The organism is Kineobactrum salinum (assembly GCF_010669285.1).
GTDB classification, from domain to species: Bacteria; Pseudomonadota; Gammaproteobacteria; order Pseudomonadales; family Halieaceae; genus Kineobactrum; species Kineobactrum salinum.
This window is the reverse complement of sequence record NZ_CP048711.1, coordinates 2626882-2651067: the sequence shown is the minus strand read 5'-3', so window position 1 is coordinate 2651067 and position 24186 is coordinate 2626882. Positions and strand designations below refer to the sequence as shown.

Below are 24186 nucleotides of genomic sequence, written 5' to 3'. Positions count from 1 at the left end.
GGGACCCACAGATACCTCAGGATCCCGCCTGCCCCACCTCCCGATACCGCGCCAGCACCTCCGCTGGCGCTCCCTCCGCCTGTACCCCGCCATGCTCGATCCACAACACCCGGTCACACAGGGAGCGCACCTGCCCCTCGGCATGGGATACAAACACTACCGTCTGATCCCCGCCGATACGTTCCTGCATCGCGGCCAGCGCCTTGTCCTTGAACCGGGCATCGCCCACGCTCAGCACTTCGTCGATCAACAGGATGTCCACCCGGGTCATCAGCGCCGTGGTAAAGCCGAGCCGGGCCCGCATGCCGGAGGAGTAGGTCTTGACGGGCTCGTCGAAGGACTGCCCCAGCTCGGAGAACTCGCAGATATCCGCCAGCCAGGCGGCGGCTTCGCGCCGGCTGGCGCCCTGCAACATGGCCGACAGCATCGCGTTGTCGCGCCCGGAAAGCTCCTGCTGGAAGCCCAGGCCCAGGCTGAGCAGGGCGCAACTGGCGTTGGGGTGCCGTATTATCCGGCCACTGCCGGGTTTGAAGATGCCCGCCATCAATCGCAGGATGGTGGTTTTGCCCGCGCCATTGCGGCCGATGATGCCCAGTGTTTCACCGCGGTAAAGGCTGAGCGAAACGTTGTCCAGCACATGGTGGGTGCCGTGGTCAAAATGGGCGCTGCGGGCGCGATAGCTGTGGGACACACCCTCCAGTTTCAGCATCACCTCGCGCCCTGCGTCGTCCTGTGGCGGTGGGGCCCCTGTGTTCGCGGGCGGCGACAGGGCGCTCATGCGGTAATCACCTTCAACGCCAGGAACTGGCTGCTGCGGCGTATCACCAGCACCATCGCCCAGGCCAGCAGGCCGAAACCGGCACCGACAGCGGCCAGATGGCTCAGGTCCGGCGCTACCCCCACCAGCAGTATCTGGCGATAGGCGTCCACCAGAAAGGCAATCGGGTTCAGGGCCAGCACCAGTTCGGTAGCGGCAGGATCCGGCAGGCCCCGCGGGTCCCAGAATATGCCCGAGGTGAACAGCAGGAAAATCATGCCAAGGTTGATGAACACATTGAAGTCATACAGGAAACAGACGAGATAGGCGCCCACCAGCGAGCAGGCGACGATAACAATATAGTTGACCAGGATCAGCGGCAGCAACCAGCCCCAGCTGGCGCTGACGACGTAGCCGTTGAATATCAGCACCAGGAACAGCAGTGCAAACACGGATGCCTGCTTGTACAGGCCCTCCTGGATGGCGGCCATCGGGAACAGGGTCTTGTTGATGTCGACATTGCCGATCAACCCCCGGCCCACGAAGATGCTGCGCGACGCCTGGGTGACCGATTTGGAAAACCAGATGAAGGAGAGCTTGCCGCACATCAGAAACACCAGGAAATTCTCGCGCGGGCTTTGCAGGATCAGCTCGAACACCACATAGAACACCACTACGTACAGCAAGGGTTCGAGCAGCCACCAGATGTAACCAAAAAAATAGCGCGCGGCGTCGGCCTTGAGCGACATCCGCGCCATGGTATCGATGAGTACGAGGTATTGTGTCAGGGTCATGATCAAAGTGGTGGCCGTAAGCGAGCCGGCAGTCTATCAGCGCCGCCCGATTCGATCTATAAAAGCTGCACCGCCGGCCCCGGCCAAGTACACTTGCAGCATGAACGCAGCCCCCCACAGACAGCACAGCCCCCGCAAACGTTTCGGCCAGAACTTCCTCCGGGACGAGGGCATCGTGGCGCGCATCGCGGACGCCATCCACCCCCAGCCCGGCGAACACCTGGTGGAGATCGGCCCCGGCCAGGGGGCGCTGACCCAGGCGCTGATCGGCCCTGAACTGCAACTGGATGTGGTGGAGCTGGACCGGGATCTGGTCACGGGCCTGCTGGCAGCCTTCAGCATTCATCCCGGCTTCAGGCTGCACAACGCCGACGCGCTGGGTTTCGATTTTGCCGGTCTGGCCCGGGATGAGGTACCGCTGCGGATTGTGGGCAACCTGCCCTATAATATTTCCACACCGCTGATCTTCCGCTTGCTGGCCTTTGCGCCAGTGATCCGGGACATGCATTTCATGCTGCAGCTGGAGGTGGTCAACCGTCTGGCCGCAAGCCCGGGCAACAAGCACTGGGGCCGCCTGGGCATAATGACGCAGTACCATTGCGAGGTTGAACAGCTGTTCGAGGTACCACCGGAAGCTTTTTACCCCCCGCCCAAGGTCCGGTCAGCGATTGTTCGCCTGACGCCGCATCCGCATGGCCGCTGGCCCGCCTGTGACGAAACCGCACTGCGCCGGGTGGTACAGGCGGCCTTCTCCCAACGGCGCAAGACCCTGCGCAACAATTTGAAAGGTATACTCGGCGATGAGGCACTGGAAGCCCTTGGCCTGGATCCTGGCGCCAGGGCCGAAACCTTGCTGTTGGAAGACTTTATCGCGCTTGCCAATCACGCTGATCAAACTGCAGACTGAAGGAATAGCCAGAACGTGACCGTAATCAACCCGCACTTGGTAACCATAGACGTCATCACTACCTACCTCGCCCGCCATTCGCGGCCGGATGAGCAGCACTATACCTTCGCCTACACCATCACCATCAGCAATGCCGGCGAGGTGCCGGTACAGTTGTTGTCGCGCCACTGGATCATCACCGACGCCAACGGCGAGGTGGAAGAGGTCCGGGGCGAGGGCGTGGTAGGCGAACAGCCGGTGATCCCCGCCGGCGGCTTCTTCCGTTACACCAGTGGCGCCACCCTGCCCACGCCGGTGGGCTGCATGGAGGGCAGCTACACGATGATCCGGCTGGACGGTGGGGATACCGATCCTGAACAGTTGCTCGCCTTTGAAGTGGCAATCCCGGCCTTCACCCTCCACACGCCCATGGCCCTGAACTGAGGCGCCGGCAGTGACGATCTACGCAGTGGGCGACATCCAGGGCTGCCTGCAGCCGCTCAAGTTTCTGCTGAAAAAGGTGGCTTTCAACGCCGACCGGGATCAGCTGTGGTCGGTGGGCGACATCGTAAACCGTGGACCCAAGTGCCTGAAAACACTGCGTTTTCTTCACGACATGCGGGACAACCTGGTGATGGTGCTGGGCAATCACGACCTGCATCTGCTCGCCGTCGCCGCCGGTGTGCGGGCACCGACCCCGACCGATACCCTGGACAAGATCCTCGCTGCCCCGGACCGCGACAAGCTGCTCAACTGGCTCGCCCACCGTCCGTTGCTGCATCACGAAGACGGCCACACCCTGGTCCACGCCGGCATACCGCCGCAGTGGTCGGTGGAGGACGCCCTGCGCCATGCCCGGGAGGTGGAAGCGGTCCTGCAGAGTCCGGACTGCGTGACCTTTCTGGGCGCGATGTATGGCAATGAACCCAATGCATGGTCCGAGGACCTGACCGGCATGGAGCGGCTGCGCGTAATCACCAACTACCTGACCCGGATGCGCTACTGCACCAAAAAGGGCGTACTGGACCTGGTGAGCAAAGGCCCCCGCCCCAACCCGGGACCGCCAGGTGACAGCAGGAAGGTCTCGGCCTGGTTCAGTCACCCCCATCGCAAGACCGCGAACGACCGCATCATCTTCGGCCACTGGGCCTCCATCGAGGGCCATACCGACAGCCCCAATGTGATAGCGCTGGATACCGGCTGCGTCTGGGGCGGGGCGATGACGCTGTACCGGCTCGACAGCGGCGAGCGCATCAGCTGTCCGTGCAAGAATGGCAAATGTCAGAAGTAGTGGACGCTCGGCGCCGGGCCAGCCTTCGCACCGCGACCAACCCGCGCCGGCCGGGACCCGCAATGGCCGCTGGCAGCCGATAAGCGGTAAACTGCGGTGATGGAAATCTACCTGGTCGGCGGCGCCGTCCGCGACACATTGCTTAACTACCCGGTCACGGAGCGCGACTGGGTGGTGGTGGGCGCCACCCCGGACGAGCTGCTGACGCAGGGTTACCAGCAGGTGGGCCGGGATTTTCCGGTGTTTTTGCACCCGCAGACCAAGGACGAATATGCGCTGGCGCGCACCGAGCGCAAGCAGGGCCACGGCTATACCGGCTTTGAGGTGCACTGTGATCCCGCCGTCACGCTGGAACAGGACCTGCAGCGCCGGGATCTGACCATCAACGCGATGGCGCAGCGCCGGGACGGAACCATCGTCGACCCCTACGGCGGCCAGCGCGACCTCGGCCGCAAACTGCTGCGGCATGTCTCCGACGCCTTTGTCGAGGACCCGTTGCGGGTGCTACGCACCGCCCGTTTTGCTGCACGCTATGCCCACCTCGGTTTCAGCGTTGCCGCCGAGACGCGGGAGCTGATGGCGGATATCGTCGCCCAGGGAGAACTCGCGCATCTGCCGGCGGAACGGATCTGGGTGGAATTCGAGCGCGCGCTGGGCGAACGCGACCCGCAGGTATTCATCACGGTATTGCGGGACTGCGGCGCACTCGCAGCGCTGCTGCCGGAAGTGGAAGCGTTGTTTGGCGTACCCCAGCCAGAGCAGCACCACCCGGAGATCGACACCGGCGCGCATACCCTGATGGTATTGCAACAGGCAGCCCGGCTGAGCCCGGCAACCGATGTGCGTTTTGCCGCGCTGCTGCACGACCTGGGCAAGGGCCTCACCCCACAGGCGCAATGGCCGCGCCACATCGCCCATGAACAGCGCGGCCTGGCCCTGGTGCGTGCGGTCTGCGAGCGCCTGCGCACGCCCAACCAGCACCGGGAACTGGCGCTGCAGGTCTGCGAGTATCACCTGCTGTGTCATCGGGCGCTGGATCTGCGCGGCAAGACCCTGCTGAAATTGCTGCGCGGTACCGGCGCCCTGCGCCAGCCGGCGCGGTTCGAAGCCTTCCTGCTGGCCTGCGAGGCAGATGCCCGGGGCCGCCAGGGCCGGCAGGACCAGGCCTACCCGCAAGCGGACTACCTGCGCCGGGCGCTGGCAACGGCGCGCACCGTTACCGCCGCCAGCTTTATCGAGCAGGGCATCAGCGGCAAGGCACTGGGAGATGCGATTGCCACGGAGCAGGCGCGCCAACTCGACGCCCTGCGCAGCGGCGGGGAACACTGATCATTCCGCAGGTTCGGCTGCGCTGGATACCGGGCGGCCACGCCAGCTGAAATCCACCCGGGTGAGGGGCTGGCTGCGCTGGTCGAAGGCGCGCCACAACTCCTGGTAGGTCTGCCCCAGTACCGGGTGACGCTGCTGCGGCGCCAGCTCGGCCAGCGGCCGCAATACAAATGCGTTCTCCAGGATCTCCCCCGTGGCAGGCTGACGCCGTCGATCAAACCGCTGGCATCACCGTAGGTGAGAATGTCGATATCCAGCTGCCGGGCAGAGAAGCGCACCGCATTGTCAGGCCGTCCGTGCTCGGTTTCGATATGACGCAAGCGGGCGGCAAGCTGCTGCAGCGGCAGCGCCGTGTCCACCCCTACCACCATATTCAGGAAGGGCTGGCCATCGAAGCCCAGCGCGGGGCTGTCGTAGACCGGCGACAGGCTCAGCTCGCCAAACAGCGCGCCGAGCGCATCCAGGCCGGCCACCAGGTAGCGCTCCCGCTCGATATTGCTGCCCAGGCCCAGATACACCCGGGTCATCCGCCGCGCTCCCCGCGCTCTATCTGCACACCGACATCCCGGGCCTGCAACACCGCGCCGGGCTTGCTCAACCGCAGCCGCAGCCAGGGCACCGAAAACTCATCCAGCAGCAACGCCGCCAGCTGCTCCGCCAGCGTTTCCAGCAACTGGCAGCTGCTGCCTTCTATATAGTCGACGAGGCGCGCAGACACGAGCGCGTAATCCAGGGCCCGGCCCACGTCATCGCCCGCGGCCGCCGGCCGGTTGTCCCAGGCCATCTCCAGGTCCAGCACCAGGGTCTGGCGCAGCCTGCGTTCCCAGTCGTAGACACCGATCACCGCATCGGCGCGCAGTTCGCGGATAAACACGGTATCCATCACCCCTCCACTGCCGCCGGCGTCAGGGGCGGCAACTGCTCCATCGGCCAGCGCGGCCGCACACTGGCATCGGCGGCATCGTGCTGCCCTGCCAGCAGGCGCTGGGCGCCGGCGTAGGCAATCATCGCGCCGTTGTCGGTGCAGAACTCCGGCGCCGGGTAGAACACGCGGGCGCCGCTCTTGGCCACGGCCTGCTGCAGCTGGCTGCGCAGTTTGTGATTGGCACTGACGCCACCGGCCATTACCAGGGTCGTCAGCCCCTCCTGCTCCAGCGCCCGGCGGCACTTGATCACCAGCGTCGCCACCACCGCGTCCTCGAAGGCACAGGCGATATCGCACAGATCCTGCTCGGTGAGGCCGGTTTCCGCCCGGCAGGTCTTGACGGTATTGAGCGTGAAGGTCTTGAGGCCGCTGAAGCTGAAGTCCAGGCCCGGGCGGTTGACCATGGGCCGGGGGAACTCAAAGCGGCCCACCGTGCCCCGCTGCGCCAACCGGGCGACATGGGGGCCGCCAGGGTAGGGCAGCCCCAGCATCTTGGCGACCTTGTCGAAGGCCTCGCCGGCGGCGTCATCCAGTGACTCACCCAGCAGCCGATATTCACCGATGGCATCCACGCGCACCAGCTGGGTGTGGCCGCCCGATACCAGCAGCGCAATGAACGGGAACTCGGGGTGTTCGGTCTCCAGCATCGGCGCCAGCAGGTGTCCCTCCATATGATGCACCCCCAGTGACGGAATGCCCCAGGCCCAGGCCAGGGACCGGGCCAGCGTGGCACCCACCATCAGCGCCCCGACCAGGCCGGGGCCGGCTGTGTAGGCGATGCCGTCCAGCTGTTGCGGCGCACAGCCGGCCTGCGCCAGCACCTGCTGAATCAGCGGCAGCGCCTTGCGCACATGATCGCGCGAGGCCAGTTCCGGCACCACGCCACCGTATTCCACATGGATATCCACCTGACTGAACAGGGCGTGCGCCAGCAGGCCGCGGCCAGTGTCGTACAGGGCCACACCGGTTTCGTCGCAGGATGTTTCCAGGCCCAGGATCAGCATGTTTGCAACCGTGTAGAATGAAGGAGCGCATGATACTGGCAATTGCGGGGACAGTTAACCCAATTGCCGGTCCACTTGGCCAGCCCGGCCGGGGGAAGACCTGGTCCAGCCAGCCGCAGGGGCTAAATTAGCCCGTTTCAGAGCTTTGCATAGTCCACCAGTTAAGTATAGAATACGCGACCTTTTAATGGCTCTGACTGCCCCGAGGGCAGACTGGCCGTCACCAGAGACGAACAGGTAACACATTAATGCCTCATATCAAGCTCAAGGAAAACGAGCCTTTTGACGTCGCCCTGCGTCGTTTCAAGCGCTCCTGTGAAAAAGCCGGCGTACTGGCTGAAGTGCGCAAGCGCGAACACTACGAAAAGCCCACCACCACCCGCAAGCGCGCTGCCGCCGCAGCCGTCAAGCGCCACCTGAAGAAGCTGTCCCGGGAAAACCGCAAGCGCGTCCGCCTGTACTAGGCCAGCCCTCTCCCTCCGATGAGTGACACTTCTCTCAAGGACACCCTCAAGGCAGAAATGAAAACTGCCATGAAGGCCAGGGACAAGGAACGCCTGGGGACGATCCGGTTGATCCAGTCGGAATTCAAGCGTGTCGAGGTCGATGAGCGCATCGATATCGATGACGCCCGCGCGCTGGTGATCCTCGACAAGATGCTCAAGCAGCGCCGCGACTCCGCCCAGCAGTACCACGCTGCCGGTCGCGAGGAACTCGCCGCCCGGGAAGAACAGGAAATTGCGGTGATCCAGGAATTCCTGCCGACACCGCTGACCGAGGCCGAGCTGCTGCAACTGGTGGATGAGGCCATTGCCGCCAGCGATGCCCAGGGCATGCAGGCGATGGGCGCGGTAATGGCCCAGCTCAAACCCCGGCTGCAGGGCCGCGCCGACATGGCGGCCGTCAGCAAGATGGTAAAAGCCCGCCTCGCCGGCTGAGCCCGCCCCGCACTTACACTTCCCGGACAGCCGTGATTCAATAGGCGGTTCCTCCAGGCATATTGCTGACACCCCGATGGCCGGACGCATACCGCAAAAGTTCCTCGATGACCTGCTCGATCGGGTCGACATCGTGGAAGTGGTCGACCGCCGGGTAAAACTGAAGAAAACCGGCAAGAACTACAGCGCCCGCTGCCCCTTCCACGAAGAAAAAACCCCGTCCTTCAGCGTCAATCCGGAGAAGCAGTTCTACTACTGCTTCGGCTGCGGCGCCGGCGGCAATGCCCTCGGCTTCGTGATGGATTACGAGAACGTCGACTTCCCGCAGGCGGTGGACACTCTCGCCGGCAGCCTCGGCCTGCAGGTGCCGCGGGAGCAGAGCCGCGGCGGCCCGGCGCAAGCCGCCCGCGAGGACAGCAACAAGGCGCTGTACGCACTGCTGGAGCAGGCGGCGCGCTATTATCAGCTGCAACTGCGCAAACACCCCCAGGCGCAGCGGGCCGTGAGCTACCTGAAACAGCGGGGCCTGACAGGGCAGATCGCCAAGGCCTTCGATCTCGGCTTCGCCCCACCCGGCTGGGACAACCTGCTGCAGGCACTGGGCAACAGTGAAGAGCAGCGCAAATTGCTGCTGGACGCCGGCATGCTGGTACAGAACGATGCCGGGCGCAGCTACGACCGCTTCCGCGACCGGGTGGTATTTCCCATCCGCGACCAGCGCGGGCGCATCATCGCCTTTGGTGGCCGAGTGCTGGGGGATGACAAGCCCAAATACCTGAACTCCCCGGAAACCCGTATTTTTTCCAAGGGCCGCGAGCTCTACGGCCTCTACCAGGCGCGCCAGGCCAATCGCAAGCTGGAGCGGATCCTGGTCGTGGAAGGCTATATGGACGTGATTGCGCTGGCCCAGCACGGCATCAGCAACGCCACCGCCACCCTGGGCACCGCCACCAGCGCCACCCATCTGGAGCGCCTGTACCGGCTGGCGCCGGAAGTGGTGTTCTGCTTCGACGGTGACGATGCCGGGCGCAAGGCGGCATTCCGCGCGCTGGAAGCGGCGCTGCCCTGTATGGAGGACGGACGCCAGGCCCGCTTCCTGTTCCTGGCCGAAGGGGAAGACCCCGACACCCTGGTGCGCAACACCGGCGCCGACCGTTTTCGCGAGCTGGTGACTGCCGCCACCCCGCTGGAGCGCTTCCTGTTCGATGCAGTCTCCCAGGGCCTGGACACCAGCACGCTGGACGGCCGCGCGCGGCTCAGCAAACAGGCCCTGCCCTACATCCGGCAACTGCCCGACGGCGTCTTCCGGCAACTGATGTTCCGCGCGCTGGCCGAGCGCACCGGCCTCACCGTGGCGGAGCTGATGCACCTGGAAGCGCCGCCACCGGCACCTGCGGAACCGGCCCCCTCCGGGGATGAACACACTGCCGCCACCAGCCCCCGCCAGCGCAGTGCCACTGCCGATGCCCGTCGCGGCTACTCCAATCTGGCGCAGGCTGCCATCGCCCTGTTGCTGCACAAGCCCGGGATCGCCAGCCTGGCCGATCCGGCGCCACTGGCGGAACTGGACGGCCCCGATGTGGTCTTATTGCGTGAACTGCTGGATCTGCTGCAGCGCCGGCCCGACTCCAACACTGCGATGCTGCTGGGTCACTGGTACGGCAGCCCCGAAGGAGAGTTGCTGGGGCGCCTGGCAGGCCAGGAACGCCTGATCCCGACCGACGGTATCGAACAGCAATTCATCGATACCATGGGGGCGCTGGCCCAGTTGCCGCAGCGCTCGCAATTACATGCCCAGGTCGACAAACTCAAACTCACCAACTACGCTGAAGTTAGCGAATTTGAGAAGCAGCAGCTGCGGGAACTGCTGCAGCAAAAACAACGGCTGGATCTGGCGCGCAGCAAGCGCAAGCCTTAGACCAGCAGGGGCACCACCTCCCGACGGCAAAATAACGACATATAATACGCCGGGTTGCCAAATGCCTTGTTCGCCCCCATATATAGGGGGCCCCGTCATGAAATTGCGCCCGCAGAGGCCTGACGACGCTAATTTCCGGGGGATTTCAGTGGCTAAGTCACTGATTTTTCGGTTATAATCGCCGGCTTATTTTTTTTTGAAATTGTCAAAGGTGTCCGCTGAATGACGAATGTCGCCCAACAACAGTCCCGCCTCAAGGATCTCATCGCCCGGGGCAAGGACCAGGGTTACCTCACCTACTCCGAGGTAAACGACCACCTGCCAGAGGATATCTCAGATCCGGATCAGGTTGAAGACATCATCCAGATGATCAACGACATGGGCATTCAGGTGTTTGAGGTCGCGCCGGATGCCGACGAACTGCTGATGGCCGAGGGAGACGGTTCCGCCGACGACATTGCCGCCGCCGAGGCAGCTGCCGCGCTGGCCGCGGTGGAGACCGAAGCGGGCCGCACCACCGACCCGGTGCGCATGTACATGCGCGAGATGGGCACCGTCGAACTGCTGACCCGCGAGGGCGAGATCGTTATCGCCAAGCGGATCGAGGAGGGTGTGCGCGAACTGATGTCCGCGCTGGCCCACTACCCCGGCGCAGTCCAGCAGGTCCTGCACGAATATGACCAGGTAACGCGCGAAGAACGGCGCTTGGGCGACGTGATGATCGGCTATCTGGACCCGGCCGACCACGTGCCCTCGGCGGCGGAAATCGCCGAGGCCAGCGTACCCGACGATTCCGACGAGGAAACCGAGTCCGGCCCCGACCCGGTGGAGGCGAAAAAGCGCTTCACCGCCCTCAAGCGCCAGTGCGCCAAAACCGAAAAACTCATTGCCGACAAGGGCCGCAGCGACAAGACAACCATCAAGGAGATGGAAAAGCTGGGCGAACTGTTCAAGTTCTTCAAGCTTACTCCGCGGGTATTCGATCCGTTGACCGACAAACCCCGCCAGGTGCTGTCCGCCGTGCGCGAGCAGGAGCGGCAGATCATGTCCATCGCCATTCGCGATTGCGGCATGCCGCGCAAGGATTTCATCACCAGCTTCCAGGGCTCCGAATCCGATGTCGACTGGGTCGTGCGCCAGACCCGCGGCAAGAAGGAGTATGTCGCCAAGCTCGCCGCCCAGAAAGAAACCATCATGCGGCTGCAGCGCCGCATCATCCAGGTGGAAGAACAGAGCGGCCTTTCCGTCAATGAGATCAAGGAAATCAACCGCCGCATGTCCATGGGCGAAGCCCGTGCCCGCCGTGCCAAGAAAGAAATGGTCGAGGCCAACCTGCGCCTGGTGATCTCCATCGCCAAGAAGTACACCAACCGCGGCCTGCAGTTCCTGGACCTTATTCAGGAGGGCAACATCGGCCTGATGAAGGCGGTGGACAAGTTCGAGTATCGCCGCGGCTACAAGTTCTCTACCTATGCCACCTGGTGGATCCGGCAGGCCATCACCCGCTCCATCGCGGACCAGGCCCGCACCATCCGCATTCCGGTACACATGATCGAGACCATCAACAAGCTCAACCGGATCTCCCGGCAGATGCTGCAGGAGATGGGGCGCGAACCCACCCCGGAAGAGCTGGGCGAGCGCATGGAAATGCCGGAAGACAAGGTGCGCAAGGTACTGAAGATCGCCAAGGAACCCATTTCGATGGAGACCCCCATCGGCGACGATGAAGACTCGCACCTGGGCGATTTCATCGAGGACAGCACCATCAACTCACCGGTGGATGCAGCCACCGGGCAGGGCCTGCAGGAGGCCACCAAGGAGGTCCTGGCCGGCCTGACCGCCCGCGAGGCGAAAGTACTGCGCATGCGCTTTGGCATCGACATGAACACCGACCATACGCTGGAAGAAGTGGGCAAGCAGTTTGACGTCACCCGCGAGCGCATTCGCCAGATAGAGGCCAAGGCCCTGCGCAAGCTGCGTCACCCGACCCGCTCGGACTACCTGCGCAGCTTCCTGGACGAGTAACGAACGCAAGGAGCGGTCATCTCACCACAATGAGATCCCACCCCCCCCAACGGCGCCCTGCAGGCGCCGTTGCTTTTTGCGCGAATTGAACTAGGGTAATACCTGAAGCCCACCACGTGTGTACCACCACAGGAGGCGCAACAATGAACCCCCATACCGTCCGGCACTTCTTTTTCGCCCTTATCCTCAGCCTGATCACCCCTCTTGCCATCGCCGGGGGTGGCGACAAGGACAAGTACGACAAGGACCCGCAAGCCAAGGCCGTCTACACCATGTCGAAGATACTGCTCAACCTCAACCACTTCCCCAGCGACGAGGAAAAGGAAAAGCTGCAGGCGATCATCGACGACAACGACAACAGCGAGACCCTGCAGACCATCGCCGAGGCAATTCGCGACATGGAGCACCAGGTGTCCGGCCTGCACCGGCGCCAACTCGAGGCGATTGCCAGCAACGAGGCCCTGGACAAGGGCGAAAGAACGCTGGCCGAGGTGTTGGTCGGCATCAACCACAGTCCGGATGACGAGGCCAAAGAAAAGCTGAAGAGCCTGAAAAAAATGAAGAAGGACGAGAAAAAGGATAGGCCCGCGACCCGTTAGCGGGCGCTTGCGAGCTCAATAATCCGGGCCACATGGCTGATACGCTGACCATCGTAGCAGTACTCATAGTGTGAACTCTGCCGTACCGGCCGGCAGGCGGCGGGACGGAATACGCCAAGACACTGGCCCTCGTCGTGCCGCACGCTGTGGTAGGCAATACCCCAGGCCCTCTCATCCCGGCATCCCTGGCCGAAGGGCTGGCTGGCGGCGTAGGAATCCCGCGCGTACAGCTCGGGATACTCGCCACGCAGTCCCCGCAGGTCCACCCATTCAGCCTCCACCGCCCCGACATAGGCCCGCATCTGCAGCCGCTGGGGGCCAATATCCTGGTAGCGCAGCAACCGCTCGCGGTGGTAGCGGGTTTCGGCAATCGCCGTTTCAACGCCGTCCGCCACGTAGTACACCCCATAACCTCCCGGGGAGAAGCGCGAGCCCTCACGATTGGGATGGGTAAATGCGGCCATGATAGGCGTGGTACCCGGACCGCTGATCCGGTCCTCCCGCGGTACCAGAGCCAGGGTGCCAACCTCCTCCCGCAGGCGCGGGTTGGTCAGCTGCTCCACCGCGAATACTGCCTCCAGGTCCGCCGGGTCCGCCACCTCGTCAAACAGGCCAATGGGCGGATAAATACTGGGAATGATGCGCACCCCCCGGGCCCAGCGCTCGTGCCGCCGCGGAATCACCAGCCGCGCCAGCCGTCAAGCCAGGCCCGCACCGCGTACAGGTCGCCCACCTGACCGGCCGTCATGCGCTGCAGTGGCGGCTGTCCGCCGAACAGGGGCGCCGAATTCGGCAGCTCCGGCCAGCGCTCGTAGCCATGGTCATCCGGAAACAGCTGCCGCAGCGCCTTCCAGATACCCAGAATGTAGGAGATTCGCTCCAGCTTGTCGGCGTCGATCTGCGCTGGCGGCGACTTCTTCCAGCTGAACCACGAACGCCGCGAAATCCCCAGCATTGCCTGTTGGCTGGCCGGCGCTACCCGCCACTTCTCCAGAATGTTCAGCGCCGCCGTCACCGCACCGCTGATGTCGTTGGGAATGGCGGTACGGGGCTGGGGCGAAACCTGTTCCTGTTGCGGTAAGCGTGCCTGCATGATCACCTCCTGCATCACCGGCGCCCGGATCGGGCTCAATGCGCACTGCTGACAGAAGAAGAATAGTGCAGTGTTGCACTAATTGCAAGAAATCTGTTCCTATCTGCACTACAAAACAGTAGTCCGATGCGGCAATTACAACAAATCCAGGCCGCTACAGGCTGTGCCTGCGATGGCTTTCTCCTATATAATCCTGCCCTTCCGGATACCGCCTGGTATCCATTCGGGGCCCATAGCTCAGTTGGTTAGAGCATCCGACTCATAATCGGCAGGTCGAAGGTTCAAGTCCTTCTGGGCCCATTACTTATTCCGGCCTTTGCCCGCGCGCTCTCACATTAACGGGAGATAGACCCGTGTTGGCCCTACCCAATTGACGAGGATAACCGGCCCTACCCAATAAACGGGGCCCTACGACGGGGGCCCTACCCAATTGACGGGGATAACCGGCTCTGCCCAATTAACCGGGGGCGGGCCAGTTTTCACTAAACCCGATTGATAGGGTGCGCTGACGAAGGAAGCGCACCGTCATAGGCTACGCCCATAAAAAAGCGTACCTTCATAGGGTATGCTGGCCAAGAACGCGCACCATCGGTACCGCCTCTGCCCACAATCGCTCGGAGCCATACCCGGTGCGTTTCGTGCCTCAACGCACCCTATGCGGTTACGCAGACTCCATGCAGTTACGCATACTCCTGTCGCCTTGCCCTTGGCTTCGCAGGCGTGAAGGTGTTCCAACCAAAACTGTTGCCGTTCGGTCAAAGACGGAGATGCGGTACCGATTATGAGGGGCTCCTGCGACAAGATCACCGCAGGGTGCCGGGGTCAGACAAGGGACTGGTTCAATTAGCGCTTACGTTCTTCTCTGTCAACAGGAACGATGCCCAACCTTGGTGGTGCCAGCCGCACGCTCCGTGACAGCGCTTCAGGAATACCAGCACCATTTACTAATTGTTAGGCCAAGGACAATCTCTATTGAATGTCGCTACGTTCACCAGATTTATATCGTGCCATCAAGAAATATTACTTCAACTGCATTTCAGCGGCCGCTTTAAGCTTCTTGCCAAATGGAGGACGTAAGCCAGACAATCCATGGATATCAATGGAGGTCTGTCGATATACTGCTTTTTGATGTGAGAACTCTTTAAAACCATCAAAGCCATGGTAATGACCCATTCCTGAGGGCCCAATCCCTCCAAATGGTAAATCTTCTTGCATGACATGAGAAAGAACATCATTGATGCATACTCCCCTGACGTAGTATTTTCTATGACCTTCCTCGATTCATCCTTGCTATTGCCGAAATAGTAAAGTGCCAATGGTCTGGGACGATTATTGATATAACTAACTGCATCATCAAAAGTGTCGTAGGGGACGAGAGGAAGTATGGGGCCAAATATTTCGTCGTTCATAATTTCCATTGAGTCACTTGGATTTGTAATGATCGTGAGAGCAATTTTATTGTGTTCCCGGCTGCCCTCCAGAGTCTCATTGGTTGGGTTAACCACTTTCACAGTTGCGCCGTTTCTGGCGGCGTCATCAATCAATGCTTTCAGCCGGGCATAGTGTCGATCACTTATGATTGACGTGTAGTCTGGATTGGCAGCTATAGTCGGGTACATTTCGGTAACAATCTTCTCGATTAAGCCTACAGAAGACTCAACCAGCTCCTTTGGCAACAAAAGATAATCCGGTGCTATACAGATTTGACCAGCATTTAGTGTCTTCCCGAGCAATATTCTTCTAAGGGATTTTTCGAGATCAATGTCTCTACTTAAAATCACTGGAGACTTCCCACCCAATTCAAGTGTCACCGGAACCAGGTTTTTTGCTGCTGCTGCCATCACGTGTTTTCCGATGCTGGTAGCACCTGTAAATACGAGATGGTCAAAAGGCTGCTGACTAAAGTCAGCCCCGACACTCGCATCTCCAGTTACAACAAATAGTTCGTCATCGGAAAAGAATTCCGATACCATTTTCTTGACCAGCTCAGAAGCACGCGGTGTAAATTCAGATGGCTTAAGAATAGCCCTGTTTCCAGCAGCCAAAACTCCAGACAATGGCAAGAAAAGCAAGTTTACGGGGAAATTCCAAGGCGCCATAACTCCCACTACACCTTTAGGCTGGAAAACTACTTTAGAGCGCCCCCCAACAGGTTGAGGGGAAATATAGTTTTCCGCTTCTCTGGGCGCATCCATGTCTTCACATTTTTAATGGCATGCTTTAGCGTAGCAACACTTCCCGCAACTTCGAACAGCATATTCATGTCTTTTGATCGCCCATTGAAGTCCTGATTGACCGCATCGGCTATATCGTCTTTGTACTTTATCAAACCGTCAATGGTTCTTTGCATTCGGTCGATTCGCACTTCAGCAGAAACTGCTCCTTCTTTCAGAAAAGACTCCTTCTGAAGTTTCAGGATTGCGCCAATATCATCAACTGGCGCACACTCCTCGGGGCGGGAAATCGGTTCTACGGGCTTCATTTTCATGAGAAATCCTCGTGTATATTCATTAAAACATTCTTGTTCTATGAATTTTTCAGTTTTGAGAAATTCGTCGAAATACAAATTATCTGCAAGTTGTTTTTGTGTATACGACGACCTGCGACATTCTCTCTGACTCAGACCATTTGCACGGCACAGGTGGCCGGTACATTACCGACCTGAAACGCTCGAAAATAGCTGTATTCCGATAGTTCGAACGGCGTTTCTGATGCGGCACGAAATTTCAATGGGATCAAGTTCAATCGCTGTCAGTTCGTCATTTTGAGCAATATCATGACTTGAGAGTCATCATCCCAAAAACACTGCCAGTCGACACGCTACTACCTGACACTCTGATTAAAGCACAACCCCGCAAATTCATCAATAGGCATCAGCCATTCCCAACGGTGAATGATGAAACCCCAATCCCCACGCCTGACAACATAATTGCCGCTTATAGCATGAGATATTGGGTAGCATACCAGGGCCTGTTCACGCTTTGTCGTCTCAAGAGCTCTGCAGAAATGGCCGCCGGCACTCAATCAGCCAAATCCTGCAATCCTGGTAATCTCCTTGAGTGAAGTGAATGTGGTTTCTGCCCTGTGTTTAACCAGGGATGCATATCCATCAGCTACTAGCCGTTAGCTGCTGCAATATTTCTGCTCAATCTTGCTCAAGTTGATCAACTGGTGCATACAACTCGGATGCAATAAATTAGAATGTAGTGTCACCAGCCTTTAATGTGCCCCATACTTTATCAATTTCTGATGTACTTCTCACAATAGAGTGACCCAGGGTATGACAAGAGATTCAAACACTGAGAACCCACGTGTACCATCGGTCGATCGAGCACTCAAGATTCTAGAACTTGTTTCAGAAAACGAGATGCCACTCGGCGTAAATGCTATTGCACGTACGTTGACCATAAGCCCGAGTTCCTGCTTTACTATCTTGAAAACTCTGGTTCAAAACTCATACTTAACCTCTGACGCCGCAACAAAAACCTATACTCTGGGCCCTAAAGCGATGACTTTCGCAATAAAGGCACTCGAGCTCAGACGGCCTTTTGAAATTGCAGAAGATGTCATGAAGCGAATTGCTTCAAAGCGCTCAGTCGCCGCATGTGTTCTGTGGCGCTTGCGACCTGACAACCACCTGATGGTTGTTGGAACTGTCTCAGGCGGAAAGGGAGTTAGTATCCAATTGGATGCCGGGCACACCTTACCTTTACTTATCGGAGCAACCGGGCGATGCGCAGCTGCTGATTTAAATCTTGCGCCTGAGCAGATTAAAGATTACTTGTCCGGTGCACAGTGGGACAACCCTCCGCCAATGGACGCATACATCGAAGATGTTGAAAGAGCCAGAGTTGATGGGTGGGCATTCGATCAGGGTAATTTCCTGCAAGGCGTGACTACAATTGCGGTCCCAATTCCTGCTGGAGACAGCAAGTTACAGTACTGTCTCTCGGTTGCACTCTTTGGCGAGAATTTTTCACAGGAATTCATTTCTGATCTCGCGACAGACCTGAAGAAAGCCGCGAAGAAAATAGGAACCAGACTTTTTTCCTCATAGTCCTTGCGCTCAGTTGCACTGGTCATGACTTCCCCGCGTTCCAGTAGCAACTTAGCGCATTCTGTCGGTACAATCGGATAACAGATCGCACTTTGGAGTAAATTCCTGCCCACTGAGCCAGGCTCAACCAGCGGACTGGTCCGGATCTAGTGGGCCATGCGTGAAGTTCGGTAACTAAAGCTCACAGCCACAGCGTTCAGAGCAAGGCGGGAAAACGCAGGACTAGCGGCGCTGTCAAGTTTTTCCAACGCAGCTCTGGACGCTGTGGCGAAGAGATCAGTAACCGAACTTTGCGCATGGCCCACTAGGCAATCTTTCGCCATTGTACCAAGGTAAATGGTTGGGAGGCGTCATTATGATGCTCGAAAACCGCCTCTAACTCCGCGCCAATTTCCACATCCTGCTGCGGATCACCTAGTAAGTTCCCAAGCATACGAATACCGCCAGCGTGTGGGAGTTCTACAACCACAACTATATATGGGCATGAGTCCTTCAAAATGGGGTGCACTGGATGCCAGACACGGGTCCAGCTGTATAAAACCCCTTTGCCCTCTACCTGGACCCAATCTATATCAAAACTCTGGGTATCATGAGTGATCCATTGGGGAGGCCATTGGTAAACGCCGGTACTTGGGTTCCTTTGAATCATTAGCTTTTCATCGCGGGTACCGTTCCAGTAGGGAGCGTACAGATCATTAGGTCCAATTAACGGACCTGGTAAACCCGCAGGAAGGTAATAGTTTGCTAACGAACTCACTTCATCTGCATCTTCACTCTCAGGACCAGAACCATCAGTGGGTATATATGAATTAGACATTAAAGTGCCTCCTCTGAACCGTATAGAGCCGTACTGACAGGCGGAGACATTGGACCTCCAACCGCCAGCGAAACATTTACATCAGGCACCTGATTCGTTGACTGCCCCCTGAGCTGCCGAATAGCCTCTATCTGTAATCCAAGCCCATGCATATAGCACTCTGCCAGGTTTCCACCGCTAGTGTTAAGCGGCATTTTCCCGCCAGGAGCAAGCAAATTTTCGAGTTGCAATACTTCCATGGCTTCCTCAGGTGCGAATAGACCATGCTCTACGAGCGACATCAGAACGCCGCCCGTAAAGTTCTCGTAGCACTGAACAACATCAATATCACCGGGTTTCAACTGCGCCATTTCATACAGGCGTTTGGCAGCTTGGCCGAAATGCGAACTCGCATAGTTTTTTGAGGAAAATTCGGCGGCTGGAGAACTCGGTACCCTATACGATGACCCAATCGCTGCACCCAGAATATATGCTGGTTTCTGCTTAAGGTGCCTGGCTCTATCTGCAGACACCAGAATTATTGCCGCTGCACCGTCATTTTCCTGACAGCAATCGTATAGGTGGAAGGGTTCAGCAATCCAGCGTGAACTGTCGTATTTTTCCTCCGTTAACGGCCTGCCATACATGACAGCCCTTTGATTGGTCTGTGCATGATGGTAGGACGCCATCGATATCGCCCGAAGCGCCTCCTGGCCGATACCATGTTCATGCATGAACCGCATTGCTTTAGGTGCAAAAAACTGAGCAGGCGACATCTGCCCATAGGACAATGCCAGAGCATATTCGCTTGGGACGCCGGGTACCTGTGGACCCTGACCAAATCGGCCAAACTGACCTTGAGCAAGCGCCCTGTAGACAACTACACAATCAGCCAGGCCTCCTACGATTGCCGCCGAAGCATTAGCTACGGCCCCAGCCACACCGGCGCCGCCACCACCCCACTGCATGTTCGAAAACTTTAGTTCATCTATTCCCAATGCTGTTGCGAGCGACATTGGATCGTTTCGGTCATCGCTAAACGACGCAAACCCATCGATAGCACGAGGGTCGACTCCCGCGTCTGAGCAAGCGGCGAGAATTGCTTTTAGACATAAAACGAATTCAGGATCTGGAGACTCTCCGTGGCGGTAATAGGTTGTCTCCCCAACCCCAACAGCCGCTACTTTGCCTCGTAAGCTACGATTATTCATGTGAACAATACTCCTCCTATTCAAGACTTTATTACCGGTGCCAAGTACATTTTTTCAAGCTTGACGATGCTGGTCCTGGGTTCTCAGCGCACCTGTTCCTGGACCGAGATTGCATGGTTGTAGCTTGACTACCTGTGTAAACTGCAGTTTCTACCTCTAGCAGGTTGTTGAAAAAGTCTCGGAAGGCTTTTTCAATTGACAGCGCTTTCCGACTGTTGATATTTATGCCCAGCTTTCATTGCGCGACGTTTGGCCGATACCCGGGTTCAGCGAATTTGTAGGATCAAGCTCTCTGTAGAAGGCGCAAAGCTCGGGTTTGGCCTTGTATAGATGTCCAACATTATGCTCGGCCGGACATTCAGCGCCCCGGTCTTCAAATTCTCCAAGCATTCTTTCCTTGAATTCGCTTGAAACAGTTCCCCGCTTTAGAACAATATCGAGATGAAATACATGACAGAAGAAGTGTCCGTAGAGAAACGCTCCGTCAACCTGGTCCCGAAGATCGTTGGGTATTAGATCATTCCACTCGGACGTGTTCCTTGGCAGTGCGACGTCCAGTGCAATCAGCTCTCCCAGGCGTCGTTCGTTGAGAACCGAATACCGTATGGCCGCTCCTGCAGCAGCAAATCGATGAAGTGCCAGATCGCGTGCTTGCGTTTCAGAGCATAACTGTACATAGATATTTGATTTACAAAACCTGGTATTCACCAAATCCTGAATGAACTGAGTTTGTTCATCGTCTACTTTTAGAAAGAGATGATGCGCATACTTTTCACCTACACGGCGCAATTGTCTATCCAAATGTGCTGGAAACAGATACTTGGACAGGAACTGCAGGACTCGATCACTTCCGTGGCGAAGGCCGGGCTTTATTTGCGTTAACACTCTGTCCGCGAAACGTCGAAAACGAAATAGCGCCGGAAGCCGGTGGGTCCCCAGGTAGCGAACTGCAAGGAAAGTGTCTTTCCCGTAACGAAATGATAGATCAAAAACCTCCTTGCTGAGATACTCGGCTGAGATCGGCACGCATGCTCCGTCCTTCAGCATGCTACGCCTTAGCAGGGTTAAATCGTCGGCCGAATTGGTGGCAATGTGAAAGAAACGGGTTTTTTTTGACTTTGGGAACGTATCTAACCGTACAGCAAAGACAATTATCCGACCGGCACTACCAGACGCTGAATGCAGATATTCTGGATTTGCATTGAACCTTGCGGGAGAGGGATCATCTATCTTCGAAACCTGATCAATATAACGCTCAGCGGAACATGTATGCTTGCACCTGGATATATTGGATTTTTCGAATTCCCCATCTTCCAATCGCCTGAGTATTTCTTCCGGATTGCATCCAAGGTCAATATCAAGATCGTTTACGAGGTCTAGCTCACCTCGACCGTTTACACGCGCATATAGTGCCGCTTCCGTGTATGCTGGCCCGCGACGAACCAGCGCACCACCCGAATTGTTGCAAACACCACCCATGACTGACGCCCCCAGGCAGGACGAACCAAGTTCCGAATGCGGATCGCGTCCATATGGCTCTAATTCCTGTCCGAGACAGTGTAATGTGGCGCCTGGGTGACAAACAACTTGTTCGCCTTTGCCAAGAATATGGATTTGGCGAAGGCGTAGAGTCTCTACCAAAACCACTTCGCGGTCGTAGACCCCATGTGGTGTCGCGCCTCCCGTCAGGCTGGTGTTTGCTGCCTGCATGACAATAATTGCATGGGATTTTAGACACAACTGAACTATTCGCCATAGCTGTAGCAAGCTACCTGGACGGACTACCGCGAGCGCCTCGCCAGCCCCATAGCGATAGCCTTTCAGGAAATTTTGCTTGTCAGTCTCCGTTATGAGGACATGTTTTCTACCAACGACCTCCTGAAAAGACTCAACCAAGTTATTCATTGGCTATAATCAACGACGCAGTACTGTAGTGTTGGCAAGCCAGACATTTAGAATTCTGTGAGTTAAAAGCCCAAACTCACTGGCGCCCACTTCGACGTTCATATCAGACCTGGACCTTGGCAGTCAGACTCATTCTTTCTTCACGAAGCTTACTACGACGCACTTTTCCAGCATCATCTCTCAACGCATCTTCAACAAATTCATAGGTCCTCGGGGTTTTGTATAGCACCAATAATGAAGACAGATGTTCTCTCAACACATCCTCTGTGAGAGTATCCCGCCATTCAGCTTTTGGCTGCACTATGGCATGAACCCGATTTCCCAGATCTTCATCCGGAAGACCAATGACAGCGACGGATGCGACACCTGGATGCTGCTCCAGGGCACCCTCCACTTCTGCAGGGAAGATGTTGGCACCCCCACTTACGATCATGTCGACACGACGGTCAGCAATATACAAGTAGCCATCCTCATCCACATATCCCAGATCACCCAGTGACTCCCAATCTCCCTGGGTCTTGGCCTCAGCACCAACATAGTGGTATGTAGAGTTCTTTCCATTCTCTGCCAGGAAGTATATTTCACCTATCTCGCCCGGCCCTACTTCATTGCCGTCTTCGTCGAGCACCTTCATCTTGCAACCAACCGGCTTACCGACTGAACCTTTGTGCTCTAGCCACTCTTGCCCTGTGATAAAACAAACGCCTGAACGCTCGGTACCGCTATATACTTCAAATATTTTTTCTGGCCCAAGCCAATTAATCCAGTTCTCCTTAAGTGGCACGGGACAGGCGGAAGCGGTGTGAAGCACGAATTCCAGTGACGAAACATCGAAATCCCGTTCCTGCTCTTGTTTTGCCGCCCAGATTCGCCGCATCATTGTCGGAACAAGAACGACCCAATTCACCCGATACTGCTCAACAAGCTCCAGGAATTTAAGCGGATCAAACTTCGTCATTTCCACGACATGACCTCCACCGAATAGCGCAGAGAACATAAAATGGAATGGCGCGTTGTGGTAGAGAGGGCCTGGATTGATGTACGTCGCGCCAGATCGCTGGAAGGGCAACGGCTCGTCAGGTATCCAAACTGCTTCCTGATGGTCAATGATGAGTTTCGGTCGGCCTGTACTTCCGCCACTTGTCATGGCTTTCCAGTACTCCGGCTTTTTCTCTGGAAGAGGTGAGCTTGGCAGCGAAACATCCGAACCCAGTTCAGGAGAAACGGTTAGCACACCCTCAAGTTCTTCGACGTTCTGACATATCACCAATCGTGGATTCGCTATTTCCACTATGTCCCGCAACTCAGCCTTGGGTAATCTCGGCGAAACGGGATTCGGTGTAGCACCCAACTTCCACACTGCGACGACAAATTCGTAGAATTCCAGGCAGTTTGGCAGTGCAATCGTCACAAAATCGAATTGCTGGACGCCCTTTTCAGCCAATGCATGAGCTCGACGATTGGTAGACATGTCAAACTCCGCCCTCGTGACAGTTCGCCCCTCTATAGTGAGCAATGGCCGATCTGGCTCCATTTCAGAGAGATAGCTGAATACATGGCCAACTGGCTTGGGGGTCCGCACCGCCTCAAGTGTTTGTGTCGTCATAGTAGTACCGTTTAGTAACCTTGAATTTAGCGATTCATTGATTCATTCGGGATCGGACTTTGACTCGCGATAGTCACCAAATTCCGCGTCACGCTTGGATAACGCTGTGGTCAAACCAGTCATCATTTCCTGGATATATGCTTGGGTTGTGGCTGAGTGCATGGCAAGCGCTTGCATTTCCGTTCCCGCTCGAATTCCGGCGCGCATACCCATGGCGTCCATCTGCCTGTGAACGGAGCGCTTGTTCATTTGCTGCAGGTCAGGTGGGATTTTGGCTACCCGCTGCGCAAGAGCGAGCGTACCTGACTCCAGATCTGACTCCGGGAAAACCAAATTGGCAAAGCCGAAGTCAACAGCTTGCTGCCCCGTCATGGCATCACCTGTCAGCATCAGCATCATTGCGCGCCTCATTCCGATCATCCACGGAAAGAACTGATTGTCAGGAGGGCTAATTGAACGAACGGGCGGATACCCGACCTGCGCGGTATCCGCTATACATACGAGATCACACGCTGCTGCCAATTCCGAGCCGCCAGCCAAACAGTAGCCATGTACCTGGGCTATGACCGGCTTGCTGAGATCCCATATCTTGAAGCAGCCATCAACGACATGACGGGGCCAAAATCCGTCACTACCCGCTGTGTGATACGGTAAATCCTGACTTGGATCAGATGAGAGATCGTAACCAGCTGAAAAACATTTGCCCGCACCTCGAATAATTATTACTCGTACATTGCTGTCCCTGTCGGCACGCTCAAGTGCATCGAACAGCTCACTACGCAGTTTGTTGCTTAGTGCATTGCGCTTCTCTGGGCGATCCAGGGTTATTCGCAACAACGAGTCTTCGGGGTGATCGACAAGAATATAGTTGTACTCCGGATACTGTAGTGACAATTTACTATCTCCTTTGATTGTTTCTTTATGTAGATCAAAGCGAGCCTGGAAGCCTGGGATGGAATATCTGTTGCTAAATCATATTCAGTTGAAGAGGCACGTTCTCACCATCCATAGACTACATCACACAACAATATTCGTCAATGTGAATGTATTAT

General features: G+C 57.5%; 23 protein-coding genes, 1 tRNA gene and 1 pseudogene. 11 read left to right on the top strand and 14 right to left on the bottom strand.

Annotated features, from left to right (window positions below):
- Positions 1–16: 16 nt before the first annotated feature.
- Together G3T16_RS11585 and G3T16_RS11580 are read right to left on the bottom strand one after the other, a co-directional pair.
- Positions 17–778, bottom strand: coding sequence for an ABC transporter ATP-binding protein (locus G3T16_RS11585; protein WP_232059046.1), 762 nt, complete (start codon positions 776–778; stop codon positions 17–19).
- Complete coding sequence (locus G3T16_RS11580) at positions 775–1551, bottom strand: ABC transporter permease (RefSeq protein WP_163495401.1); 777 nt, start codon at positions 1549–1551, stop codon at positions 775–777. The genes G3T16_RS11585 and G3T16_RS11580 overlap by 4 nt, the downstream gene beginning before the upstream one ends.
- A gap of 100 nt (positions 1552–1651) precedes the next feature.
- On the opposite strand from G3T16_RS11580, the gene rsmA reads away from it, so the two are divergent.
- The 4 genes from rsmA (at position 1652) to G3T16_RS11560 (ending at position 5057) form a co-directional block, all read left to right on the top strand.
- A complete protein-coding gene (gene rsmA, locus G3T16_RS11575) occupies positions 1652–2458 on the top strand; it encodes a 16S rRNA (adenine(1518)-N(6)/adenine(1519)-N(6))-dimethyltransferase RsmA (RefSeq protein WP_163495400.1) in 807 nt (268 codons plus the stop codon).
- A 15-nt stretch (positions 2459–2473) separates the two neighbouring features.
- Entirely contained in the window at positions 2474–2881 is a 408-nt protein-coding gene (gene apaG / locus G3T16_RS11570; protein ID WP_408610696.1) for a Co2+/Mg2+ efflux protein ApaG, read from the top strand.
- 10 nt (positions 2882–2891) lie between these two features.
- Positions 2892–3728 (top strand): symmetrical bis(5'-nucleosyl)-tetraphosphatase, encoded by an 837-nt coding sequence (locus tag G3T16_RS11565; protein WP_163495399.1) that lies wholly within the window; start codon positions 2892–2894, stop codon positions 3726–3728.
- A 99-nt stretch (positions 3729–3827) separates the two neighbouring features.
- Positions 3828–5057 carry a multifunctional CCA addition/repair protein gene (locus G3T16_RS11560; protein ID WP_163497069.1) on the top strand — a complete coding sequence of 410 codons (1230 nt, stop codon included), beginning with the start codon at positions 3828–3830 and terminating at the stop codon, positions 5055–5057.
- 239 nt (positions 5058–5296) lie between these two features.
- Here G3T16_RS11560 and folK read toward each other — a convergent pair.
- The 3 genes and pseudogenes from folK to tsaD form a co-directional block, all read right to left on the bottom strand.
- Positions 5297–5584: pseudogene (gene folK, locus G3T16_RS23110) on the bottom strand (2-amino-4-hydroxy-6-hydroxymethyldihydropteridine diphosphokinase); the annotation flags it as partial.
- The gene (gene folB, locus G3T16_RS11550; protein WP_163495398.1) at positions 5581–5940 is read right to left on the bottom strand and encodes a dihydroneopterin aldolase; all 360 of its coding nucleotides are present in this window, start codon (positions 5938–5940) and stop codon (positions 5581–5583) included. The pseudogene folK and the gene folB, both read right to left, overlap by 4 nt.
- Positions 5940–6986 carry a tRNA (adenosine(37)-N6)-threonylcarbamoyltransferase complex transferase subunit TsaD gene (gene tsaD, locus G3T16_RS11545; protein ID WP_163495397.1) on the bottom strand — a complete coding sequence of 349 codons (1047 nt, stop codon included), beginning with the start codon at positions 6984–6986 and terminating at the stop codon, positions 5940–5942. The genes folB and tsaD overlap by 1 nt, the downstream gene beginning before the upstream one ends.
- Positions 6987–7234: 248 nt before the next feature.
- On the opposite strand from tsaD, the gene rpsU reads away from it, so the two are divergent.
- The 5 genes from rpsU (at position 7235) to G3T16_RS11520 (ending at position 12466) form a co-directional block, all read left to right on the top strand.
- On the top strand, positions 7235–7450 hold the full coding sequence (gene rpsU, locus G3T16_RS11540; protein WP_027950376.1) for a 30S ribosomal protein S21: 216 nt from the start codon (positions 7235–7237) through the stop codon (positions 7448–7450).
- Positions 7451–7468: 18 nt separating this feature from the next.
- On the top strand, positions 7469–7924 hold the full coding sequence (locus tag G3T16_RS11535; protein WP_163495396.1) for a GatB/YqeY domain-containing protein: 456 nt from the start codon (positions 7469–7471) through the stop codon (positions 7922–7924).
- A 76-nt stretch (positions 7925–8000) separates the two neighbouring features.
- Entirely contained in the window at positions 8001–9842 is a 1842-nt protein-coding gene (gene dnaG, locus G3T16_RS11530; RefSeq protein WP_163495395.1) for a DNA primase, read from the top strand.
- A gap of 222 nt (positions 9843–10064) precedes the next feature.
- Positions 10065–11867, top strand: coding sequence for an RNA polymerase sigma factor RpoD (rpoD, locus tag G3T16_RS11525; RefSeq protein ID WP_163495394.1), 1803 nt, complete (start codon positions 10065–10067; stop codon positions 11865–11867).
- A gap of 143 nt (positions 11868–12010) precedes the next feature.
- Positions 12011–12466, top strand: coding sequence for a hypothetical protein (locus G3T16_RS11520; RefSeq protein WP_163495393.1), 456 nt, complete (start codon positions 12011–12013; stop codon positions 12464–12466).
- On the opposite strand, the gene G3T16_RS11515 is transcribed toward G3T16_RS11520, so the two are convergent.
- On the bottom strand, positions 12463–13149 hold the full coding sequence (locus G3T16_RS11515; RefSeq protein WP_197911652.1) for an RES family NAD+ phosphorylase: 687 nt from the start codon (positions 13147–13149) through the stop codon (positions 12463–12465). The two genes, G3T16_RS11520 and G3T16_RS11515, sit on opposite strands and share 4 nt — an antisense overlap.
- A complete protein-coding gene (locus tag G3T16_RS11510; protein WP_163495392.1) occupies positions 13146–13598 on the bottom strand; it encodes an MbcA/ParS/Xre antitoxin family protein in 453 nt (150 codons plus the stop codon). The genes G3T16_RS11515 and G3T16_RS11510 overlap by 4 nt, the downstream gene beginning before the upstream one ends.
- Positions 13599–13785: 187 nt before the next feature.
- Here G3T16_RS11510 and G3T16_RS11505 point away from each other — a divergent pair.
- Positions 13786–13859: transfer RNA gene (locus G3T16_RS11505), tRNA-Ile, on the top strand.
- A gap of 725 nt (positions 13860–14584) precedes the next feature.
- On the opposite strand, the gene G3T16_RS11500 is transcribed toward G3T16_RS11505, so the two are convergent.
- Together G3T16_RS11500 and G3T16_RS21870 are read right to left on the bottom strand one after the other, a co-directional pair.
- Positions 14585–15754, bottom strand: coding sequence for an aldehyde dehydrogenase family protein (locus G3T16_RS11500; RefSeq protein ID WP_232059045.1), 1170 nt, complete (start codon positions 15752–15754; stop codon positions 14585–14587).
- On the bottom strand, positions 15688–16047 hold the full coding sequence (locus tag G3T16_RS21870; protein ID WP_232059044.1) for an aldehyde dehydrogenase family protein: 360 nt from the start codon (positions 16045–16047) through the stop codon (positions 15688–15690). The genes G3T16_RS11500 and G3T16_RS21870 overlap by 67 nt, the downstream gene beginning before the upstream one ends.
- A gap of 792 nt (positions 16048–16839) precedes the next feature.
- Between G3T16_RS21870 and G3T16_RS11495 the strand changes: the two genes are divergently transcribed.
- A complete protein-coding gene (locus G3T16_RS11495) occupies positions 16840–17616 on the top strand; it encodes an IclR family transcriptional regulator (RefSeq protein WP_163495391.1) in 777 nt (258 codons plus the stop codon).
- Positions 17617–17920: 304 nt separating this feature from the next.
- Here G3T16_RS11495 and G3T16_RS11490 read toward each other — a convergent pair whose 3' ends face one another.
- The 5 genes from G3T16_RS11490 to G3T16_RS11470 all read right to left on the bottom strand — a co-directional run bounded on the left by G3T16_RS11490 (position 17921) and on the right by G3T16_RS11470 (position 24028).
- On the bottom strand, positions 17921–18433 hold the full coding sequence (locus tag G3T16_RS11490; RefSeq protein ID WP_163495390.1) for a Zn-ribbon domain-containing OB-fold protein: 513 nt from the start codon (positions 18431–18433) through the stop codon (positions 17921–17923).
- Positions 18433–19623 (bottom strand): thiolase C-terminal domain-containing protein, encoded by a 1191-nt coding sequence (locus tag G3T16_RS11485; protein WP_163495389.1) that lies wholly within the window; start codon positions 19621–19623, stop codon positions 18433–18435. The genes G3T16_RS11490 and G3T16_RS11485 overlap by 1 nt, the downstream gene beginning before the upstream one ends.
- Before the next feature lie 222 nt (positions 19624–19845).
- Positions 19846–21528 (bottom strand): D-lactate dehydrogenase, encoded by a 1683-nt coding sequence (gene dld, locus G3T16_RS11480; RefSeq protein WP_163495388.1) that lies wholly within the window; start codon positions 21526–21528, stop codon positions 19846–19848.
- A gap of 103 nt (positions 21529–21631) precedes the next feature.
- A complete protein-coding gene (locus tag G3T16_RS11475) occupies positions 21632–23062 on the bottom strand; it encodes an AMP-binding protein (protein ID WP_232059366.1) in 1431 nt (476 codons plus the stop codon).
- A 114-nt stretch (positions 23063–23176) separates the two neighbouring features.
- The gene (locus tag G3T16_RS11470) at positions 23177–24028 is read right to left on the bottom strand and encodes an enoyl-CoA hydratase-related protein (protein WP_163495386.1); all 852 of its coding nucleotides are present in this window, start codon (positions 24026–24028) and stop codon (positions 23177–23179) included.
- Positions 24029–24186 lie beyond the last annotated feature (158 nt).

Bases quoted from the DNA above. Each gene is read 5' to 3' on its own strand.
- G3T16_RS11520 (WP_163495393.1), top strand. From the start codon at position 12,011: ATGAACCCCCATACCGTCCGGCACTTCTTTTTCGCCCTTATCCTCAGC.
- rpsU (WP_027950376.1), top strand. From the start codon at position 7,235: ATGCCTCATATCAAGCTCAAGGAAAACGAGCCTTTTGACGTCGCCCTG.
- G3T16_RS11580 (WP_163495401.1), bottom strand. From the start codon at position 1,551: ATGACCCTGACACAATACCTCGTACTCATCGATACCATGGCGCGGATG.
- folB (WP_163495398.1), bottom strand. From the start codon at position 5,940: ATGGATACCGTGTTTATCCGCGAACTGCGCGCCGATGCGGTGATCGGT.
- rpoD (WP_163495394.1), top strand. From the start codon at position 10,065: ATGACGAATGTCGCCCAACAACAGTCCCGCCTCAAGGATCTCATCGCC.
- rsmA (WP_163495400.1), top strand. From the start codon at position 1,652: ATGAACGCAGCCCCCCACAGACAGCACAGCCCCCGCAAACGTTTCGGC.
- tsaD (WP_163495397.1), bottom strand. From the start codon at position 6,986: ATGCTGATCCTGGGCCTGGAAACATCCTGCGACGAAACCGGTGTGGCC.
- G3T16_RS11485 (WP_163495389.1), bottom strand. From the start codon at position 19,623: ATGAATAATCGTAGCTTACGAGGCAAAGTAGCGGCTGTTGGGGTTGGG.
- G3T16_RS21870 (WP_232059044.1), bottom strand. From the start codon at position 16,047: ATGAAAATGAAGCCCGTAGAACCGATTTCCCGCCCCGAGGAGTGTGCG.
- G3T16_RS11500 (WP_232059045.1), bottom strand. From the start codon at position 15,754: ATGGATGCGCCCAGAGAAGCGGAAAACTATATTTCCCCTCAACCTGTT.
- G3T16_RS11585 (WP_232059046.1), bottom strand. From the start codon at position 778: ATGAGCGCCCTGTCGCCGCCCGCGAACACAGGGGCCCCACCGCCACAG.
- G3T16_RS11490 (WP_163495390.1), bottom strand. From the start codon at position 18,433: ATGTCTAATTCATATATACCCACTGATGGTTCTGGTCCTGAGAGTGAA.
- G3T16_RS11535 (WP_163495396.1), top strand. From the start codon at position 7,469: ATGAGTGACACTTCTCTCAAGGACACCCTCAAGGCAGAAATGAAAACT.
- G3T16_RS11475 (WP_232059366.1), bottom strand. From the start codon at position 23,062: ATGGAGCCAGATCGGCCATTGCTCACTATAGAGGGGCGAACTGTCACG.
- G3T16_RS11560 (WP_163497069.1), top strand. From the start codon at position 3,828: ATGGAAATCTACCTGGTCGGCGGCGCCGTCCGCGACACATTGCTTAAC.
- dnaG (WP_163495395.1), top strand. From the start codon at position 8,001: ATGGCCGGACGCATACCGCAAAAGTTCCTCGATGACCTGCTCGATCGG.
- G3T16_RS11495 (WP_163495391.1), top strand. From the start codon at position 16,840: ATGACAAGAGATTCAAACACTGAGAACCCACGTGTACCATCGGTCGAT.
- dld (WP_163495388.1), bottom strand. From the start codon at position 21,528: ATGAATAACTTGGTTGAGTCTTTTCAGGAGGTCGTTGGTAGAAAACAT.